Raw genomic sequence first — 20,314 nt, 5'->3', positions numbered from 1 at the left:
TTACCCTGTTTTAGGCTTGTATCTCAGTGTTTATTTGGTGTTGTAGGATATGTTTGTCAGCGGATAGTATAGTGTAGTTTGCAGAGCATAAAAGTATAAAAAACGCGAGTACGGCGTTTTTTTACATCCAAAGGGCAAAAAAAGTAAAGTGTTTGAAGCGGGGTGGAAGATATTTTTTATTGCCCGTAGGGCAAATTTTTTTATATCTAGAATAGGATATTTACCTATACACAAAAATTAAATAGTGCAGTCAATTATGTGTTGCTACTGAGTCAAAATGATAGTTGATTATATAAAAAAAGAATATATTATATGTGAGATATTTATATCACTAAATAGGGAGAATTATTTCAAGTAGGTTATAGTTAACGTATCTATTTTATATTTAGTTTTAACTTTTTAAATTCTAGAATGATTACTAATGAAAAACAACATCCTAACGATCACGCTATTACTTCTGTCTACTTTTATGCAAGCTCAGAAGATAGAGCAAGTCTTTTTAGATAAAGAGGATAAGACCAAAAACTATTATACAAAAATCTATCCTTCTCATTTGCCATGGAAGGGGTATTTAGTCTTAATACCTGGTTTTGGAGAGAGTGCTGAGAAGGTGATGTTAGAAACAGATCTACCACTATTAGCTGCTAAGAGTGGTATGCTAGTGATTATCCCATGTCTGCAAGATGGAGTACTTTCGTTTGGAGTAGATAATACGAGTCAGAGTACATTAGGTCAAATCATAGAAGATGTCAGAAGTAAGCACAAGCTTATGGATCAGCGTTTTTTCATAGGAGGGTTTTCGATAGGAGGAAGTACGGCTATTAAGTACGCACAAGAGACTATAACGAAGCCACATGCTGTATTCGCTATTGATCCTCCTTTAGACTTCGAACGCTTTTATAACTCTAGTCAACGCGAGATAAGATTATCTGGTGTAGACAATGCTAGTGAAGAGAGTGTCTATATGATAGATAAAATAGAAGAAGTGATGGGAGGTACTCCTGCTACTGCACTAGAAGCTTTTTATAGTACATCTCCCTATTCATTCACGGATAAGAATCAGACTGCAGTGAAGAAGTTCGGACAACTTCCTTTGAGAATTTATACAGAGCCAGATGTAAACTGGTGGATACATGAGAGAGGTGAGGATCTGACCAGTATGAATGCGACAGAAAGCTCTGCTTTTATCAATGAATTAAGACGTTTAGGAAATGAGCAGGCAACGCTTATCACTACATCCAATAAAGGATACCGCATGAATACTCAGTTGCGTCATCCACATTCTTGGACGATCGTGAATACTCAAGAATTGATCCAATGGTTATTAGCAAGCGATAAGTAGAGGGAAGAGATCACAGCTGTACTGTCTTAGTTCATAAATATTGTCTAGTAATCATATTGTAGTTTACAACAGTCTATATCACCTTATGCCGTTATGCCAGTGACGCTTACTTTATAATTCTTAATTATTTTTGTACCTTTGTATTGTATTTTGCTTCAAATCAGAATCCTATCTGAATGCTTTTTGAACCTAAAAAAGAAGCAAATTCACCTTCCTTAGAATCTTTAAAAAGTACCATTTTTTAAAGGTTAAAATAATCTCATTTTGCGTTTAGCATTTAATTTCTGATTGGATTAATACTGTCTTGTATCTCAGTGTTTTGGGGCTATTGTGCAGTTTTTTTTTGTATTTGTTCGGGGCTTGTTCGGAAAAAGCCCTGTTTTTCCGAACCGCTTCCGAAGGATTCCCGAACAAAGCTCGCATAAAACTTGTGTATCCCTTTTTATCATTGGGTTTGTAGCGTTGTTCGGTAAATAGCGAACCATTTTTTTATAGGTTTTTATGGTTCGTTTTGAGAAGAGTAAAAAATACTATTTTTAAAAGATTTAGAATGATTTTTGGTAATAATATAAGGGGGGGTGACACGCATAATAATGTGTCTGTACTTTAATACACATCACGTTCATTCGACACCCAATGTCGGCACATAAAGTACATATTCGATAACGCATATCACATTATGATGGTACACATCCTATGGATTAACCACCCCGCCTTTCAGGCACCCCTCCACGGGAGGGGAATGCGATATGTAGTAAACGACGTGTCTGCGGTTTGTGTCTGCAGTACTACTATTCCCCTCCTATGGAGGGGTGCCCGTAGGGCGGGGTGGTTTTTAGGTAATACAAATCCAGTTGTTATGTCATTCTGAGCTTGCGAAGAATCCCATTCTATATGTTTGTAGAGTTATGTGTGAGACCCTTCCTATCATCAGTGTGACATAGATTGCGGATGCGTATTTCCATAATATTTTTACTCTGCTATATGATAGTATTTATATTCGTTTTATATTCGCTTAATCAAATTAAGGCGTATATAATGAAAGTAAAAGAAAAAGGGCATACCCTTATTATAACGAGTGACGAGGGAGATATAGTAACGTTTCTTAAAAAATTAGAAGAGCAGTATGAGCATAGTCTTGTACATTCTAATTTAATAATAGATTTAACGAAGGCTAAATATACTGTATCCGAAGAGGATTTAGAGTGTTTTGAATCTCTAGCGATACAACATATGGAGGAAGCTAATAAGTCTTTTATTATCGTTATAGAATCAATTGACTTTAATGAATTTGATGGAGATTTAATTATCGCTCCGACTTTACAGGAAGCACATGATTTGATAGAAATGGATGAAATCCAAAGGGACTTAGGGTTTTAAGAACTGTTTTTATTTCAGACTCAAAGTCAGGAGACTTTGCGTAGCACTTTCGATAGAAATGGATGAAATCCAAAGGGACTTAGGGTTTTAAGAACTGTTTTTATTTCAGACTCAAAGTCAGGAGACTTTGCGTAGCACTTTCGATAGAAATGGATGAAATCCAAAGGGACTTAGGGTTTTAAGAACTGTTTTTATTTCAGACTCAAAGTCAGGAGACTTTGCGTAGCACTTTCGATAGAAATGGATGAAATCCAAAGAGACTTAGGATTTTAGATAAAAATATACAAAAGGCTTAAAGTAATTTAAGCCTTTTATTTTGACTTAGCTTGTCGTTTTTGTAAATTACAAGCTCAAAAATTAAAACAAGACAATATTGAAACTTACTATATTAGGCTGTTATGCAGCAACACCAAGAACGATAACTAACCCTACATCTCAAGTTTTAGAGATGGGAGGACATATGTTTTTAATCGACGCTGGTGAAGGAACTCAAGTACAATTAAGACGTCATAAGTTGAAGTTCCAACGTATCAATCATATTTTTATTTCCCATTTGCACGGGGATCACTTTTATGGATTGATAGGGTTAATCTCAACGTATATGTTGTTAAACAGAACTTCTGATTTGCATATTTATGGACCTAAGGGCATAAAGGAAGTTACTTTGTTGCAGCTGAGATTGTCTAATTCTTATTCTGGATATAAACTATTCTTTCACGAACAGACTAGTAAAGAGAGTAGAGTAGTATTCGAAGATGATAAGGTTATTGTGCGTACCATACCATTAGATCACCGTGTGTATACTAATGGATATCTTTTTGAGACTAAGCCTGGAGATAGAAAGTTGCGTATTGGGGCTATAGAAGATTTAGGTATTGATAGATGTTATTATCAGAAGATTAAAAGTGGTGGTAATATCACATTAGATGATGGTACTGTAGTGGATAATAAGGATATTACTTATGATCCAGAGCCTACAGAGAGCTACGCTTTTTGTTCAGATACTTATTATTCAGAGGCCATAGTTCCTATCATTAAAGATGTAGATGTATTATACCATGAGAGTACTTTCTTAGACAGTGAAGAGCATTATACAGAAAGAACGAAACACTGTACTGCTAAGCAGGCAGCAAGTATTGCGAAGCTAGCGAATGCGAAGACTTTAATACTAGGACATTATTCTACGAGATATAATGATATTACCTTGTTTAAGAAAGAAGCAGAGACTGTGTTTAGTGGTAAAATACTGAATGGAGACGATGGTAAAGTGTTTGACTTATAATAGATTTAGATATGAGTGATTTAAGTGATTACAGAAAATCGTATGAGAAGAGTGTATTGTTAGAGAGTAGTGTAGACGAAAACCCAATGATGCAATTCAAGAAATGGTTTTATGAGATAGAGGATTTCGGTGGAGTAGATGAGGTAAATGCCATGACGGTATCTACAATAGGATTGGATGGTTTTCCGAAGTCTAGAGTAGTGCTTTTAAAGTCTTATGACGAAGAGGGATTTGTGTTTTATACAAATTATAACTCTGAGAAAGGAAAGGCTATTATCGCTAATCCACATTTGTGTTTATCATTCTTTTGGCCTTCTGCGGAGCGTCAGATTATTATCAAGGGTATTGCTAGTAAGGCTAGTGCAGCTCAATCTGATAATTATTTTGATAGCCGTCCTTTAGGAAGTCGATTAGGAGCTATCGTATCTAATCAGAGTGAGGTCATCCCTAATCATCAAGTATTAGAAGATGCTATCAATAAATTAGAAAAAGAAGCGACAGAAGATACTGTAAAACGCCCTGATAATTGGGGGGGATTTGTAGTAAAACCTGTGTCTATTGAGTTTTGGCAAGGAAGAGCTAATCGTCTTCACGATCGTATTCGATATACATTGACAGAAGATGGTTTAGATTGGAAAATAGAACGACTAGCACCATAATATGAAAATAGCAAAGATCGTATTAACTATCGCAACCCTGTTCTTTATGGGATGGGCGTTAATGGAAAGTTCTAAGGACCAACCAAAAATATGGGTGCAAGTAGTAGGTGTAACCTTGTTCTTTTTCTCCATGGCGAGATTGATGCAAAAGACACCTAGTAACACTCGTCAACAGGGACCAGCAGAACGTGAGTTCGATGCAGGAATAAAAAAAGATTTAATCAATCAAGCAAAAGAAGAAGAGAAAGATGCTTAGCAAAGGAGATTATGTACAAGTATTAGATGAGAACGAAGAAGGAGTTGTCATTAATATCATAGGAGATGAGGTAACTATAGAATCTAAAGAAGGTTTTGTATTAACGTATAAACCGAATGAGCTTTTAAAAATAGCTAAAGAGGACGAGGTAGATATGCGCTCAGCTAGTACTAGAAGTTCGGTTAGTGAAGCACTACAAGATAAGGTGGATCCTATAAAACGTTCCTTTACGAAGGAAAAACGTTCGCGTAAGGATGAGTTTATCCTAGAAGTAGATTTACATATAGAGAAGCTTACGAATGACTATAGACGTATGGAAAAGCACGATATGCTGACACTACAGTTAGATACAGCTAGAGGACAGGTGGAGTTCGCTATCCGCAATCGCATTCCTCGTATTGTATTTATACATGGAGTAGGCGAGGGGGTTCTAAAGGCTGAGCTAGAGTTCCTATTCAGTAGATATGCGGAGATAGTAGCTGAGGATGCGAATTATCAGAAGTATGGATTAGGCGCTACACAGATTTACTTTAAACAAAACGTCAGATAAGTTAATTAGGAATTAGGAATTAGGAATTAGGAATTAGGAATTAGGAATTAGGAATTAGGAATTAGGAATTAGTTCTTTTTTAATATACTCTTGATATAAAATATAACGACAATATGGCTAGGCTGTATTGTCGTTTTTTTGTGGACATATACGTCCTATACTATATGGATATTATGTCCTATCGGCACGTAATCATCCCTACTATTATGGAATCCCTGTGTGGAATGTATGACACGGATTCAAGTCCGCGCCAACATCACTGTGGAGATATATGTTGTGTAATACATATAATTGCTTTATAGATTTAGTTTAAGTGTTCCTGTTATGATTTATTAGTTGTATTTGTGATATGTCTATGCCAATCGAGTGAAGAGAAAATAGACAGAGAAGTTTATATTAATTACTTTTCGAATTCTTTTCTATTGTTTAGAATTGTCTCTAAATTATTAAATGCCCAGACTGATATGTTTTCGATATAGGGTACTAAGTCTAATCCAAGTTCAGTAAGTGTATATTCTACTTTAGGAGGCACTGTAGGATATACTTTTCGCGTAATAAAACCATCAGCTTCTAAGGTTTTTAAAGTTTTGGCGAGCATTTTTTGAGAAATATCTCCTATTGCTTTATCTATTTCATTAAAACGCATTACACCGTGATCTCTTAATAGGAGAAGGATAAGCATAGACCATTTCTCACCTATTCTGTCGAGTACTAATCTAATAGGACATGTATCTGCTTCTAAAATACTTTTTAGATTTAACTTATTGATTTTCATTATTAATTACTTGGAGGTTAGTATCTTACTTAGGCGTGCGTTCTTGTGTGGCCTATACAAAGGTAATACATTTGCTCTCCAAAAGAGAGTAACTCTAATTAAGAAAATCATTACAATGAAGAAAGTATTAATAGTATTAGCACACCCAAATTACGAAGCGTCAAATTCGAACAGAGCATTGTTAGAAGCATTGCCAAAAGATGTACAACTTACAATTCACAATATTTATGAGGCTTATCCCGATGGGCAGATAGATGTAGAGAGGGAACAAGAGTTGTTATTAGATCACGATAGAATAATCATTCAGTTCCCTACACAGTGGTTTAATGTACCTAGTTTACTGAAGTTATGGTTAGATGAAGTGCTTACTTATGGCTGGGCATTCGGAGTAGAACAAGGTGCTTTAGTAGGTAAAAAAATGGGTATAGTAACCACTACTGGTGGTGTAAAAGAGTCTTATGTAAAAGATAGTCATTACGGATTTACAGTGGAAGAGTTTTTATTACCTGTAATAGCTACTATCAAGTATATCGATGCGAACTATATAGGCTTTGTAGCGTTAAATAATGCGTATGGACCTACGGAGCAAGAAGTGAGTGAAGCTGTAAAACAATATGTGGAATTATTGAAGAAATAAGCAGAAAGACAAGTCGTTAGTATGATTTACTAACGATTTTTTTTGTAAAAAAACAGCATTAAATAGAATGAATATAAATAATTATTTATTTTTGCTGCGAAATCAAATAATTATAACAACATATAAACATGATGCTATCATCAAATATATTATCTAGTATGTTCACTAAAGCAGTGTATTTAACTATTTTACTGTTTAGTACTTCGGTACTTTCTCAAACTTTTTTAGTGAAAGTGAGCGATTCAAGTTTAAATAGAATTAGAGGAGCAGAGATTATTATTAATGGAGATAAAATAGGGGAAACGGATAGTAAAGGAGAGCTGACCATAGATGTTATAACAACAAATGAAGCTACTCTATTGGTTTTAGCTAGTGGTTACGAGGAACAATTGGTTACTATTAATAACACAAAATTAGAAAACCCTATTGAAGTTGTATTAAAGAAATTAGAGGAGTCGTTAGATGAGATTGTTATTACAGCTGGTAGAAGAGCAGAGAATATAGCTACTATTCCATCTTCTGTAACAATAATTAATCAGAAGGATATGGAAAAGCAAATGAGTGTTACAACTGATATTTCGACGATATTAAGTAATCTAGTACCTGGTCTAGGAAGTGCGACAAATAAGGGAACTTCGTCAGGACAGACACTGAGAGGAAGACCTCTATTAGTCTTAATAGATGGGATTCCACAATCTACACCATTGATGAACGGAGCTCGTGATATACGTTCGATTGCGCCATTTGCAATAGAGCGTGTAGAGGTGATAAAAGGAGCTACTTCTATTTATGGGAATGGTTCTACTGGGGGGATTATTAATTATATAACCAAGAAAAATAGAGGAGAACAAGTTTTTGGTGGAACTACTGTATTGGGAACTTCGTTTAATCCAGCGAACAGTAGTGGTACATTAGGATATAAAGTATCTCAGTCTTTCGGAGGGAAGTATAAAAAGTGGAACTATATGGCTGGTGCGTCTATCGACTATACTGGTTTACAGCGAGACGGAGATGGAGTGATATTAGGGCAGATAGATGGACTGTCTAATACGTATCAAAAGAACTTGTTCGCTCAAATCACATATGATATCAATGATAATTCGTCTATTCGCGCTTTTTATAATGGCTATACAAGTACACAACACGCCAGATATATCAGTAAGATAGGTAAGTATGGTAGTGAAGCAACGGTAGGTGTAGCAGGGATAGATCCTGGTGAAAACTCAGGTACGCCTTATAACCACAATGTTATGTTGGGGTACACGAACAATGACTTGTTTTTAGAAACACAGTTAGATGTGTCATTATATATGAATTCATTTCGCTCGATGAACCGCTATGTAGAAAAAGGAACGGCATGGTTTGGACCTGGACAAACGAGAATTAACTCTAAGAAGAAAGGTATTCGCTTAAACTTAAATACTCCTTTTACAGTATTTCAGATGCCGAGTGAAGTGACTTATGGAATAGATATTTTAAATGATAAAACAGACCAAGACTTAACAGATGGTCGTGTGTATATCCCTACAATGGATATGGTGAATATTGCGCCTTATGCACAATTAAAAATAGATTTAGTAGATCACTTGATACTAAAAACAGGAGTTAGATATGAGAATGCAAATGTAAAAGTAGATGATTTTAATACGATCGCTACAGGGCCTAATAACGAGGGAAGTATTTTCGTTCAAGGAGGTAAAATTCCTTACAAAACAACATTGTTTAACGTAGGGTTACGCTATAATAAATATGAGTATTTTAACCCTTTTATTAGTTTTTCTCAAGGATTTGCTATTAATGAATTAGGGCGAATCTTAAGAAGAGCAACAGAGAGTACATTAGACAAGCTAGAGACAGAACCAATTATTACGAATAACTACGAAGTAGGGTTCTCTAGTAGGTTTTCTATGTTTAGTTTTACAGGGTCATATTTTTTAAGCACATCTAAGTTAGGAGCTAATTTAGTAGATATAGGAGGATATTTAGTAGCACAGCGTGAACCTGAGCGAGTACACGGATTCGAAGTGACTGCTGAGGTCGCACTAACGCCACAGTGGACAGTAGGGGGAACTTATGCTTATGTAGAGGGAAAGGCAAAGTTCGACGATGGAAGTAAAGTATACTTAAATGGGGGACGTATCTCACCACCTAAAGCGACAGCTTTTGTGTATTATACTGCATCAGATAAATTAAATATACAGTTATATTGGTTGTATTCAGGAAGTAGAAATCGCTTTAATCCTAATGAAAAAGGAGGTTATAAAAATAGTGAAGGACCTGTAAAAGACATTAGTTTGTTTAATTTAGCATCTACTTATATCTTAAATAAAGCGTGGAAGGTAAATGTCGGTATTGAGAATTTGTTTAATAAAACGTATTATCCAGTAGTGAGCCAATACAGAGGGACTGATGCAGAGTATGTGAGAGGAAATGGAATGCAGGCTAATCTAAGCGTACAATACAACTTCTAGTAGATGAAGAAATTTATGCTATGGCTGCATAAGTGGCTAGGATTAATAACGGGAATTGTTATTGTCATCGTAAGTATTACGGGGTGTATTTATGTCTTTCACGATGATATAAAGAAAATTGTTTATCCAAATAATTTTTATATCGATGATACGGAAAATTTAAGTGACTATAATAGAGAAACATTGTCATTCTCATCTCTTCAAAGTATAGCTCAGCAAGCAGTAGGAGAGCAATACCCTATAAATAGAGTAGATATTTATCCTGCTAAAGATAGAACCTGGGTGTTTAGAGCACTCAAGACAGATAAGAATGCAACAGGATATTGGAATGAAGTAGTTTTTTATAAAAGAATATTTGTAAATCCTTATACAGGTGTAGTTCAGAAAGTAGAAGATACAAAGAAAGAGTTTTTTTATGTCGTGTTACAGTTACACCGCAATCTGCTATTAGGAAGTAAAATAGGAGGTTGGGTAGTAGGAGGAAGTACAGTGTTATTTATGGTTATTACGATTACAGGTCTGATCTTATGGTGGCCTAAAAAGTGGAAGGGTAAGACATTTAAACGAAGTTTCGTATTTGATTTTTCTGTCAATTGGAAACGGTTAAATCATGATTTGCACAATTTGTTGGGTATGTACACCTTCCTATTAGCTATAGTGATAGGGATGACAGGTGTATTATTTGCCTTTCCTAAGTTTAGATCAGCAGTAGAAATAACACTTAATAAAGTAGATGAAGATAAATTTCAGGTAATGGAATCTACTGCTTTTGATACCGTACCTCAGATAACAAGTAATACGTTAGACAATGCGGTATTTTATGCCTTAGATAAGTTCGGTTATGCCGATATGATGTCTATCCGTTTATCTAAGGATGAGAAAGAGCCTCATAGTTTACAGATTCGTTTAGAACAGGATAAGACGAGTAAATTCGAATGGTTGTATTTTGATAAAAAGTCAGGAGATATAGTCACTCGTGAAGATCATACTTATACATCAATAGCTTTAGGCACTAAAGTAAATTCTTTAAACTTCGATTTACACGTAGGCACGATATGGGGATACCCTACTAAGATACTCGCTTTTATAGGATCACTTATATTTGCTTCCTTACCAGTTACAGGATTGATAATTTGGTTGAACAAACAAAAGAAAAGTAAAAAAAGGAGTCGTTAGTAACATTTACTAACGGCTTTTTTTTTGTATAAAAAAATCACTTAATACACCTACCTAGGCATAAAAAGTGATTCTTCATTAAATTCATACTAATACACAACATTATAAAGATACAATAAGTTTTGTTAAAAACATAGTTTTATATAGATAAAATGAGGGTACCTATTTTGTGTCATAATCTTATTGGTAATTATCTTGATACGACGTTCTAAGTTATCGAATGATCTGTATCTGTTCATATAGCGTTGATTATTGTTGATTGAAATATTGAGTTTATTTAGCATAATAAATAGAATTGCTTTTTATGTTGTGTTATTTGAGAGTCTGAACTTCTATCTTTAGAATACTCATATTTGTACAATTATGGTAAAGTTTTGTTAATGATGTTTAAAAAAGAATTATATTAAACTTTTTAAAAATCTACCAAACTATGAATATTAAATATACAATCTGTGCAATCCTATTGGGAACGATAAGTGTGATGGCTCAAGATGAAAAAAAAGAAGAATCAACTTTATTAGGTGTATTGACACAGCAGGCTAACCCCGATGCGCCTAAGAAAGTGAATACCTTAGAAGTGTATCTAGACTCAAAGTACGAAAACTTGACTAAGACAAGTGGATCAGGTACTTCAGATAGTAAGTTTAGATTAGTACAGTCACGAGTTTATTTAAAAGGGAATTATAATAATAAGCTTACCTACTCACTTCGATATCGACTGAATGAGTCAGTAGCGTCTAATGCCTTAGAGTTTGCTTTCTTAGAGTATAATATTGATGATCATTGGACTGTAGGAATGGGAAAACAGTTTACTGCTTGGGGATCTACGGAGTTGTCTTATAACAGTGCTGATCTATATATGTTTACGAATATCATTGGATCTATTGAGCTTTTTAGTCCTGGGGCTAGTGTTGCTTATAAAGTAAAAGGACAGTCTTTTAAGTTACAGATGGTCTCTCAGGGAGAGCAGTTTGTGGCAGAAGATTATAAAAATAAGGCTTATGGAGGATTGTTTTTATGGGAAGGAGAATTGTTTAAAAAACATTTGAAAACGCGCTATGGATATGCGTTATTTCAACATGATGCGAAGAAGTATTACAGCTGGGTAACTATGGGGAATAGATTGACATTAAATAACTTTATGGCAGAGGTAGACTGGATGTATGGTTTTAGAAATGTAGGCGATGCCGCTTTTACAGATTTAAACACCAGTACTAAGGGAATCGCATATGTGAAGGATAATGTGACGACAGCTTCTGTGAAGTATAAGTTCCATAAAGTAACTCCTTATGTAAAAGTGATGTATAATTATAGAAAAGATCTAGAGAGTAATGTGTCTTATGCTTTAAAGGGAGTCTCTACAGCTATAGAGTATAATCCATTTAATGATAAGGCGTTTAAGGATCTTAGGCTTTTTGCAGCTTATAACTTTTTAAATTATGATTATAAGAATTATGAAGTTTCTAAAGCAGATAAGAATGAGCATCAGATAGCAGTAGGGGTGAGATGGATGGTGCCGTTGTTTAAATTATAAATAGAGTAAATATGATGAAGTACAATGAATTATTAATAGATGAGGAGAGCAAAACAATGCAATTGTTTAAAGGCTTATCAGAGGAAGAGGATAGAGAATTACATCAAATAGTTAGCTCGTTGATTAAACAGGGTAAAAAGATTAGAATGCAAGTTGTTGCTGATGATATTGGCGAACATAATGTATATCTTGAAGGGTATGATTTGGTAGATAATTTATTGCGAAAATAGAAGGAATAGAGTAAGTATTCTTACTTGTAGATTAAAAAAGACTTGTTGCCCTAATTTAGGGTAGCAAGTTTTTTTTTATAGTTATAATTGATGGGTAATGGAGTAGATAAGTATCAATGACTATGGGCTAAGGGTAATAGATTATCTTTTATTCTGTAAATAATAAAAATAATTTGTTTATATAACGTATTGTTTTGTAATGTCTTAAAGGTTGTTTTTTGTAAATTTATATAGAATAAGTAGTTTTTTTTAATTCCATCATGCAAGGATTTTTAAAAGTTGGGTTTATATAGATGAGTACTCACTATGAAATATTGTTAAACAAACTAAAAGTCTAGTAAAATGAGAGCAGTAAGAAGAATTAAAATGTTTACGATCTTATTTAGTTTAGTTGGTATTAGTTTTACATCGTGTATTAGTGATGATAATAATGTAGAGCCAAATAAACCTGTTAAGATAGGAGATGTAGTAGGGAGTTATAGTGGTAAAGCTTTTACTCTACAAGGAAAGTGGATGAATGAACAAAATACAATTTTTAAAATTAATGATAGTTTGATTGTATTTGATAATTTACCTGTTAGGGAGCTTGTAGGGTCAGTAGTTAAAGATGCTAGAAAAACGGAGGAAATATTAAATAAGATGGATAAGGTAAAGTATGACCTTGCTTATACGTCTGTAATAGATGAGACAGGAACAGCGTTAATATTAACTATGAATCCTAAAGAATTGAAGTTCACAATTCCGATGGACGATAATAAACAAGATGTAGTAGCGCATATTACTACAAAATATAAAGGAGTCTATGTGTCCAATAGATATGATATGGTGAAGTTTGAATGGGTAGTAGATAAATTAACTGTAGATGGAAAAGAAGATAAAGACTTTGTAGAAGTGAAGTATTTTTTTCCAGGATCTGTTAAAAGGTAATTAGAATTAGTTTTACCCATATTAGATCCAAACATAATGTTTATACAACAAATGACTAAAAAAGATAGTGTAGAACGAGGGTTAGTGGATAGATTACAATCTAAAGACCAATCTGCTTGGAAAGAATTTTATGAATTCTATTCAGGACATTTTACCTATGTATGTATGCGATATCTTAAGAGTCAGGATGATGTAAAAGATGTGATGCAAAATAGTTTTATCAAGATTTTTAATGCTATTGGCTCATTTGAGTATAAGGGAGTAGGTTCTTTAAAAGCGTGGACGACACGATTAATCATTAATGAATCTTTAAAATTTCTTAGAGATACTACTAAAATAGAATTTCCTACTCTAGTGGATGATTTAGTAGAGGTAGTTGAAGAAGAAGAACCTAATTTAGATGAGATACCAGAGTCAGAGATTTTAGAATTGATACGCTCTTTACCTGATGGATACCGAATGGTTTTTAACCTCTATGTCTTTGAAAAAAAGAGTCATAAAGAAATAGGTAGACTGTTAGAAATAGGAGAGAGTTCGTCAGCTTCTCAATTTCATAGAGCAAAGAAAATACTCATGCAGAAGATAAAGTTATATAATAAACCCAAAACAAGCGCCTTATGAACGATAAATGGTTAAATGATCTGGAACAGAAGATGAAGGATCATACAGAGATCGGACCAGAGGGGTTGTGGGAGGATTTGGAACAAAAACTTTTTGGGGAAGAGAAGGGAAAAATCATACCATTATGGTCAGATACTGTACAGCAAGCAACAAATAAAAAAGGAGCACCTAAAAGAATTGACTTAAAAAGAGTTATAGGGATCGTGGCTTCTATAGCAATCGTGTTAGTAGGAGGTGTAGAGTTATATTTGAGAAGTGAACGTGCTTTACAGCATGATGATAAAGAAAAAGATAGTATTGTTATAGATGCTAAAGAGACTGAGGTAACGCCTAATTCTAGACAGAATCAATATCTAGATAAGGTAGAAGAAGAGATAATTACCAAAGAAACACACACAAATACCAAAGCTTTGACTTCAACTGAAAAGGAGAAGGCAAGCAGTCATGCTATCAAGGCAATAGAAGAGAGGAGAGAGCCTTCTATTGTCGAGGTAGCTGACAATTCTAATTCAGTAAACCAAGAGAAGGAATATGTAACTATAGTTCCAAATACAGTAGATAAAGAAGAGGTTAAAGAACAGTTAGCGACTTTAGTAGAAGAAAGTCATAAAAACTTAGAAACTGCTATTGTAGAAAATCAGGTAAAGGAAAAAGAAATTAAAACTGAAGTAAAGTCAAAAAAGAATAGAGGCTTTTCTTTAGGGTTAATATCAAGTAATATAGCCTCTACATCTAGTATGCAACAAAGTGGATATAATACAATGAGTGGAGCGATGAAGGTAGGAGCTGATGCACCCTTGGATTTAGGAATGGCAGGTGCGGTGTTATCTGAGATTTATGTTGTGAATCAGAATAAAGAGGTCTATACCGATATTACGCATAAGAAGCCTATACGCTTTGGTATAGCGTTATACTATCCTATGGGAGATAAATGGGGAATCAATACAGGTATTACTTATACTAAATTATCCTCTGATCTTACTTCGGGAAGTCAAGAGTATAAGATTATAAATACTCAGACACTACATTATGTAGGAGTGCCTATACAGGTGAATTATAATTTATGGGAGAAAGGTAATTTCTCAGCTTATGTCAATGGTGGTTTTCATATAGAGAAGTCAGTATATGGAACACTTAAAACTAAGTTTCAAGCTAATCAGAATGTAGAAAAGAGACCAGACGAAAAGGTAACTGTAAAAGGAATACAAACATCTGCAAATGTAGCAATAGGTATGGAGTATAAATTAGCAAAGAGTGTAGGGCTTTTTGTAGAACCAGGAGCGAGATATTATTTTGATAATGGGAGTTCTATTAAAACTATTTATACAGAGAAGCCCTTTGATTTTAATTTACAGTTAGGGTTGCGTTATTCGATCCCTAATTCAAAGAAATCAATAGAAAGTAAAGAATAAACATTTAGAAGGTCGGAAGTAGAAGTGTCTATATACTACAATCTTCAAAAATCTATGAAAAGTGAAAAGTAAAGTGTTAGTAAGTTTTATGTTCATATTACTATGTAGTTAGGTTATATATAGTAATGTTTTTAATTAATTTATCACCCTCTGCACCTCTGTAATAAATTACAGAGGTGCTTTTTTTTAGGAGATAAAAAAAAACGCTTACAGTTAAGTAAGCGTTTTCAGATATTATTCTTCCTTATCAGGATCTTCTTCTTTAAAGTATTCTGTAAATATTTTGATACTATCTATAGGATCTGGCATTCCCATAGGAGCATTTTCGCGTTCATAATGTTCTAGTAAAATATTTATAACTTCATATTCATCTGCTTCAGGAGTATTAGGCTTAGCATCTTTTAATAGCTGTAATCTAACTAAAGCCATGTGATAATCTTCTTCCGTTCTAATTGGTTTCATAGGCATATTGACATTTTCTAAATAACTTTAACTACTCTCTTGTAGATAAATATACTGAATATAAAGTGGATAGTATACATAAAAGAGGATTATTTAACGAAGGAGGTTTTCATAAGATTTTTTTCTCTTGGGATATGTATAAAATGTATCTAATTAGTATTCATTATTTTGTAGATTTGTATTAACATAATTTAAAATAATTACTATGAAGAGTTTTTTAGTTTGTTTATTGTTAAGTGTAAGTACACTTGCTACAGCACAGAAAGTGGTGTTTAAAAAAGGAAAGGTATTATATGATAAGACACCTATTGCTAATGTCGAAGAAGTTAAAGGAGTTTATACTATTTCTACCTTAGATAATGAACCTGTTGTTATAGCTGATCCTCGTATAGCAGATGGACAAAAGTTTTATGTTAGAGTAACATTGCCAGAAGACAAGGAAAAGGTTGTTTTAGTTCGTCCTACTCATAAGAAGTGGAGTATGTCTAAGTCTAAGATTGTAATTGATGAGTTTACTTTTGGGATTTACAAGATTTTTACACCTACAGGATTGGATAAAGAAGCTGCTAAAGCAATAATGACTTATGATGATTCTGAAACTAGAGCTATGCTAGAAGTGAATAGAAAGGCTTATGTTGATACTGAAGAATATGTAAAAGGATTTTCTAGCCAAAATTGGGTATTTAATGATTTAGGGGAGTTTGGTAGGAATGAAAAAGGAAGTTTTGTTTCTTATGGAAAGGTAAAACGTTATAAAGATAATGGAGGAATAAACATAGTATACGATATTTCTGTTTATGATAATACTACTAGAAGTTACATCTTAGTTGGTAAATGGAATGAGAAGAGAGATAGAATGTTTGTTTTAAATAATGGAGAAGCATATATGTTACCTGATGTGTATAGTGCACCTACTTTAAGTTTAGATATGGATAAAGTGGCTAAAGCAATGGTTTATTTAGTTAAAAAATAAAGGAGTAAATATCTATAAGGAAGCATAATTAGTCGGAAGATATAGTACAAAACACGGAATTTAAGGTAATATTAAGGACTCCTATTGCTAATTAGTTTTATTTTGTAGTCTGATAAAATAGAAGGGAAGATGAAGACAGTTGGTTTAGAAACAAATAAAGAAATAGATTTTTATACAAGAGTAGATAATCTAGTATTGACTACTCCTCAAAAGCAAGATTACTATACACTTATCCTTTGTACTAGAGGACATATAGACTTAAAAGTAGGATACCATAAGTTTACCATTCACGAGGGCTCTATGTCTATTATTTCACCAGAAGTAATTTATCTTGGAGGACAAGCTTCAGATGACTTTAGAGTCTTACAGATTTTTTTTAGGAAGTGTTTTTTGTACCGCAATTATGTCAAGGAGATGATTGTGGATGAATTATTGTTCTTAAATGCAGATTATCCACCTATGTATAAGTTAGAAGACTCTTTTAAACAAGTCTTACAGAACTTTAATAATCTAGCTTGGGAATTGGACACTAAGGGACCTTATCACCTTAATATCATTCGCTTGAAGCTGATCGAGATATTGTATGATTACAACAGAGCTTGTGAGTATTGTTTATTAGGGTTTCACAAAGGGATGAATAGACAGTACCAATTGACTTATACTTTTAAACAACACTTAGAAGAGAAGTTTAAAGAGCTTAAAACCGTACAACAGTATGCAGACTTGATGGGTATTACGCCTAAGCATTTGACAGAAGTCATAAAAGAAGAGACTGGGATGACTGCACTTCAGTTAATACACGAACGTCTATTACTAGAGGCTCAGTATTTATTAAAACATAGTCATATGACTGTAAAAGAATGTGCTTATGAACTAGGCTTTGATAATATTTCGTACTTCAATCGCTTTTTTAAGTTACATATAGGGGACTCTCCTTTAGGATATAGAAATAAGTAGCTATTTAGAACTTTTAGAAAAGTTTGATTAATATATAAAGAGAACTTAGTATCAGTACTAAGTTCTCTTTGTATTTACAGCAAGGAGTGTTTTATACATTCACACCAAAGAGATAACCTACTAGAGCTGATAGTCCCATGGCTATAGATCCCCAGATAACGATTCTGAGTACTGCTTTTTTGATACTTGATCCACCAGTCTTCGCTGATAATGCCCCTAATGTTATTAGAAATACAATCGTAAAACCATATAGCCAATATTCCATCTCACTTACCGGTGCTAATAGGGCTACCCCAAGCGGGAGTACTCCGCCGATAGTAAATGAAGCGCCCGAGGCCAGAGCTGCTTGCATTGGATTAGCCTGGTTGATTTCATTAATACCTAATTCATCTCTAACATGAGCGGCTAACGCGTCTTTTTCAGTTAACTCAATAGCCACCTGCATAGCCGTTTCTTTTTTTAATCCACGTTGCTCATAGATCTGTGCTAGAAGTTTTAATTCCGTTTCTGGCATTTCTTCAAGTTCTTTTGCTTCTCTTTCTATATCCGCATTCTCTATATCCGTCTGAGAGCTTACAGATACATATTCTCCAGCAGCCATCGATAATGCACCAGCTACTAGTCCTGCAACTGTGGCAAGTAGTATAGGTTCTCTTGATGCACTAGCTGTCGCAACACCTATCGCTAAACTCGATACAGATATAATACCATCATTAGCCCCTAATACTGCTGCTCTAAGCCAATTACTGCGATTGATATAATGGCTATCTAGGTAATTGTCTATCGTTATTTTATCTTTTTTATCGCTCATTTTAGTGTGTTTTCGTATTTTTTAAAAAAGAAGTTTTAAGAAAAAAGGAGAGGTAGTGCTTTTGACACTATTCTCTCCTTTTTCCTTCTACATCTATATTGAGATGTTGTTTTATTTCTTCGAAGTTTTTATAACTAAACTCAAATATCTTTGTGCTTTTTTCTCCTTCTTGGAGTACGATGTATTCTGTAGCTCCTAGAAAAACTCGTTTAGTATGTGCTAGCACACATACTGTATTTGGTTTGTAAAATTTCTTTTTGCTTCCAATAAGGTTTCTGACTAAGATATCATTCTCTTGGATTGTGATATCCTTGACCATCGTCATCGTTAATGAAAAACTAAATACAAATAAGACTAACCCTAAGGTAACTCCTCCTACGAAGCCATAATGACTTTTGAAGCCAACATGGCCACTCTGTGCATCATCTGCCATAAAGTAAAATAGGGTAAAAAGTACTAAAGCAATAATAAGTAAAATCAATAATAATTTGATAATTCTTGAACTATATTGAGACTGTACCATAAGAATAGTGAAGTGTTGTTTTGTTATACAGCAAGTTACAAATAAAGCAAAAGATTAGCAAGACAATTTTTAGCAAACCTATTTTAGGTAAAAACGGATAATTGTATCTTAGCCTAAAATAGATACTATGAGCTGGAGCGCAGAACAGGTGTACACTATTGCAAATACCACAGTGATAGAACGATTGCAACAAATAGAAGAATTAAGACAAGGATTATTCAATATAGATACACTAGAAAAGGGAATCAGAAGCGAATGGACCAGAGAGATCTTCTTTGAGAATGAGCATCACGAACGAAAGCATATTAAACACAGCCTACCTCAGGATGGACTATTCGTTATCAATCCTTCTATGAGTAGAACAGCCTATGATGATAAGGACAATGCGTTTTATGCAAGTTATGCTGAATATAAAAAGAACAAATGGCAATTCTTAGAACATATAGAGATTGTTCCAATGGTATTGTCTTTGAACCTTACATTAGAACAGTGTAAGTTACTCGCTTTCTTACAACAGTTAAATGAAGAGACAAAACAACCTTTCGTGTACTATAAGTGTGAGATGTGGGGAGGTGATATAGATGAAGAAATAGCAGTAGTCTTCGATGGAGAGATGAAGGTGTATTACTTTGATGAATTGGCAGAAGAGTATAAACAGATGATTGGTGCCGAAATAAAAGAATTAGAAGATACTACCGTTTTACAGAAAGGGCTAGAGACTATCGGACTAGTCTTGCCAACGCATTTCTTTGCACTTCATGAGACCTCTTTTGATTGGTATCCTTATCAAGTGAGGCATTAAGCATTTATCTCTTTTAGGTCACTTGAGCGGTTGGGGATTTGTGAAGTATCCGCATGATATTGTTATTGAGGAACGTTATCTGAGTTAGTGTATCTCATCAATACTGCTATTTCTTTTAAGTTTATTTACATTTAATAGCTCACTATAATTTATCACTTCACAAGATTAATAGCCATTTAAACGCGATTTAAAAACCGTTCACTGTTAACAGTCAACTGTTAACCAATGAAATCCCTAAAGTTTTACTAAATTATACAAATGAGCTTCAACTGAATTCGTTGTATAAAAAATAAGATATACTTCTATTCGGTACATTAATTGATGTAATGCTATGATTTTGTTGTTAGAGCTGAGGTCTTTTTGTAATTTCTTTAGACCGAACTTGTCATAGGACAACTGAGAGAATAGATTGGATTATTTATATTTGTTTATCATCGTGATAGCAACTTTATATAGTGTATAAGAGCATTGTATTTTATTCATTTTACCTCGTGGTCTATCTAAAGTTAGCTCTACTACAACAGCGATGACGAA

At 33.9% G+C, this 20,314-nt stretch carries 21 protein-coding genes; 17 read left to right on the top strand and 4 right to left on the bottom strand.

What is annotated here, in order from left to right; genetic code table 11:
- The first annotated feature begins 421 nt into the window (after positions 1–421).
- The 6 genes from BK054_RS16730 (at position 422) to BK054_RS16705 (ending at position 5,469) form a co-directional block, all read left to right on the top strand.
- Positions 422–1,342, top strand: coding sequence for an alpha/beta hydrolase (locus BK054_RS16730; protein WP_006265679.1), 921 nt, complete (start codon positions 422–424; stop codon positions 1,340–1,342).
- Between the two features lie 984 nt (positions 1,343–2,326).
- Positions 2,327–2,722, top strand: a complete 396-nt coding sequence (locus tag BK054_RS16725) for a ribonuclease Z (protein WP_232234305.1) — start codon at positions 2,327–2,329, stop codon at positions 2,720–2,722.
- A gap of 373 nt (positions 2,723–3,095) precedes the next feature.
- The gene (locus BK054_RS16720; RefSeq protein WP_006261567.1) at positions 3,096–4,004 is read left to right on the top strand and encodes a ribonuclease Z; all 909 of its coding nucleotides are present in this window, start codon (positions 3,096–3,098) and stop codon (positions 4,002–4,004) included.
- A gap of 11 nt (positions 4,005–4,015) precedes the next feature.
- On the top strand, positions 4,016–4,663 hold the full coding sequence (pdxH, locus tag BK054_RS16715; RefSeq protein WP_006265677.1) for a pyridoxamine 5'-phosphate oxidase: 648 nt from the start codon (positions 4,016–4,018) through the stop codon (positions 4,661–4,663).
- Between the two features lies 1 nt (position 4,664).
- Positions 4,665–4,919 (top strand): hypothetical protein, encoded by a 255-nt coding sequence (locus BK054_RS16710; RefSeq protein ID WP_006265676.1) that lies wholly within the window; start codon positions 4,665–4,667, stop codon positions 4,917–4,919.
- Positions 4,912–5,469 carry a Smr/MutS family protein gene (locus BK054_RS16705; RefSeq protein WP_006265675.1) on the top strand — a complete coding sequence of 186 codons (558 nt, stop codon included), beginning with the start codon at positions 4,912–4,914 and terminating at the stop codon, positions 5,467–5,469. The genes BK054_RS16710 and BK054_RS16705 overlap by 8 nt, the downstream gene beginning before the upstream one ends.
- Before the next feature lie 400 nt (positions 5,470–5,869).
- On the opposite strand, the gene BK054_RS16700 is transcribed toward BK054_RS16705, so the two are convergent.
- Positions 5,870–6,244 (bottom strand): winged helix-turn-helix transcriptional regulator, encoded by a 375-nt coding sequence (locus tag BK054_RS16700; RefSeq protein WP_006265674.1) that lies wholly within the window; start codon positions 6,242–6,244, stop codon positions 5,870–5,872.
- 115 nt (positions 6,245–6,359) lie between these two features.
- On the opposite strand from BK054_RS16700, the gene BK054_RS16695 reads away from it, so the two are divergent.
- From BK054_RS16695 to BK054_RS16660, 8 genes are all read left to right on the top strand, one after another.
- Positions 6,360–6,881, top strand: a complete 522-nt coding sequence (locus BK054_RS16695; protein WP_006265673.1) for an NAD(P)H-dependent oxidoreductase — start codon at positions 6,360–6,362, stop codon at positions 6,879–6,881.
- 131 nt (positions 6,882–7,012) lie between these two features.
- A complete protein-coding gene (locus BK054_RS16690) occupies positions 7,013–9,352 on the top strand; it encodes a TonB-dependent receptor (protein WP_036497125.1) in 2,340 nt (779 codons plus the stop codon).
- 3 nt (positions 9,353–9,355) lie between these two features.
- A complete protein-coding gene (locus BK054_RS16685; RefSeq protein WP_006265671.1) occupies positions 9,356–10,528 on the top strand; it encodes a PepSY-associated TM helix domain-containing protein in 1,173 nt (390 codons plus the stop codon).
- 430 nt (positions 10,529–10,958) lie between these two features.
- The gene (locus BK054_RS16680; RefSeq protein ID WP_006261561.1) at positions 10,959–12,062 is read left to right on the top strand and encodes a porin; all 1,104 of its coding nucleotides are present in this window, start codon (positions 10,959–10,961) and stop codon (positions 12,060–12,062) included.
- 11 nt (positions 12,063–12,073) lie between these two features.
- A complete protein-coding gene (locus tag BK054_RS16675; protein WP_006261560.1) occupies positions 12,074–12,292 on the top strand; it encodes a hypothetical protein in 219 nt (72 codons plus the stop codon).
- 342 nt (positions 12,293–12,634) lie between these two features.
- Positions 12,635–13,219: a DUF4840 domain-containing protein gene (locus BK054_RS16670; protein WP_006265670.1), complete on the top strand. Its 585-nt coding sequence runs from the start codon at positions 12,635–12,637 to the stop codon at positions 13,217–13,219.
- Positions 13,220–13,270: 51 nt separating this feature from the next.
- On the top strand, positions 13,271–13,840 hold the full coding sequence (locus tag BK054_RS16665; RefSeq protein ID WP_006258270.1) for an RNA polymerase sigma factor: 570 nt from the start codon (positions 13,271–13,273) through the stop codon (positions 13,838–13,840).
- Entirely contained in the window at positions 13,837–15,252 is a 1,416-nt protein-coding gene (locus tag BK054_RS16660; RefSeq protein WP_071307581.1) for an outer membrane beta-barrel protein, read from the top strand. Before BK054_RS16665 ends, BK054_RS16660 begins: the two co-directional genes overlap by 4 nt.
- 234 nt (positions 15,253–15,486) lie before the next feature.
- Here BK054_RS16660 and BK054_RS16655 read toward each other — a convergent pair whose 3' ends face one another.
- A complete protein-coding gene (locus BK054_RS16655) occupies positions 15,487–15,714 on the bottom strand; it encodes a hypothetical protein (RefSeq protein WP_230456741.1) in 228 nt (75 codons plus the stop codon).
- 205 nt (positions 15,715–15,919) lie between these two features.
- Between BK054_RS16655 and BK054_RS16650 the strand changes: the two genes are divergently transcribed.
- Entirely contained in the window at positions 15,920–16,687 is a 768-nt protein-coding gene (locus tag BK054_RS16650) for a hypothetical protein (protein WP_006265668.1), read from the top strand.
- A gap of 129 nt (positions 16,688–16,816) precedes the next feature.
- On the top strand, positions 16,817–17,644 hold the full coding sequence (locus BK054_RS16645; protein ID WP_006261554.1) for a helix-turn-helix domain-containing protein: 828 nt from the start codon (positions 16,817–16,819) through the stop codon (positions 17,642–17,644).
- Between the two features lie 91 nt (positions 17,645–17,735).
- On the opposite strand, the gene BK054_RS16640 is transcribed toward BK054_RS16645, so the two are convergent.
- Both BK054_RS16640 and BK054_RS16635 read right to left on the bottom strand, forming a co-directional pair.
- On the bottom strand, positions 17,736–18,455 hold the full coding sequence (locus BK054_RS16640) for a VIT family protein (protein ID WP_006264052.1): 720 nt from the start codon (positions 18,453–18,455) through the stop codon (positions 17,736–17,738).
- A gap of 67 nt (positions 18,456–18,522) precedes the next feature.
- The gene (locus tag BK054_RS16635; RefSeq protein WP_006261552.1) at positions 18,523–18,978 is read right to left on the bottom strand and encodes a hypothetical protein; all 456 of its coding nucleotides are present in this window, start codon (positions 18,976–18,978) and stop codon (positions 18,523–18,525) included.
- Between the two features lie 127 nt (positions 18,979–19,105).
- Between BK054_RS16635 and BK054_RS16630 the strand changes: the two genes are divergently transcribed.
- Positions 19,106–19,780: a hypothetical protein gene (locus BK054_RS16630; RefSeq protein ID WP_006265667.1), complete on the top strand. Its 675-nt coding sequence runs from the start codon at positions 19,106–19,108 to the stop codon at positions 19,778–19,780.
- Positions 19,781–20,314 lie beyond the last annotated feature (534 nt).

It is taken from the genome of Myroides sp. ZB35, assembly GCF_001865835.1.
GTDB lineage: Bacteria > Bacteroidota > Bacteroidia > Flavobacteriales > Flavobacteriaceae > Flavobacterium > Flavobacterium odoratimimum.
Note: the sequence above shows the minus strand (reverse complement) of the source record. Positions and strands in the feature narration are given on the sequence as shown.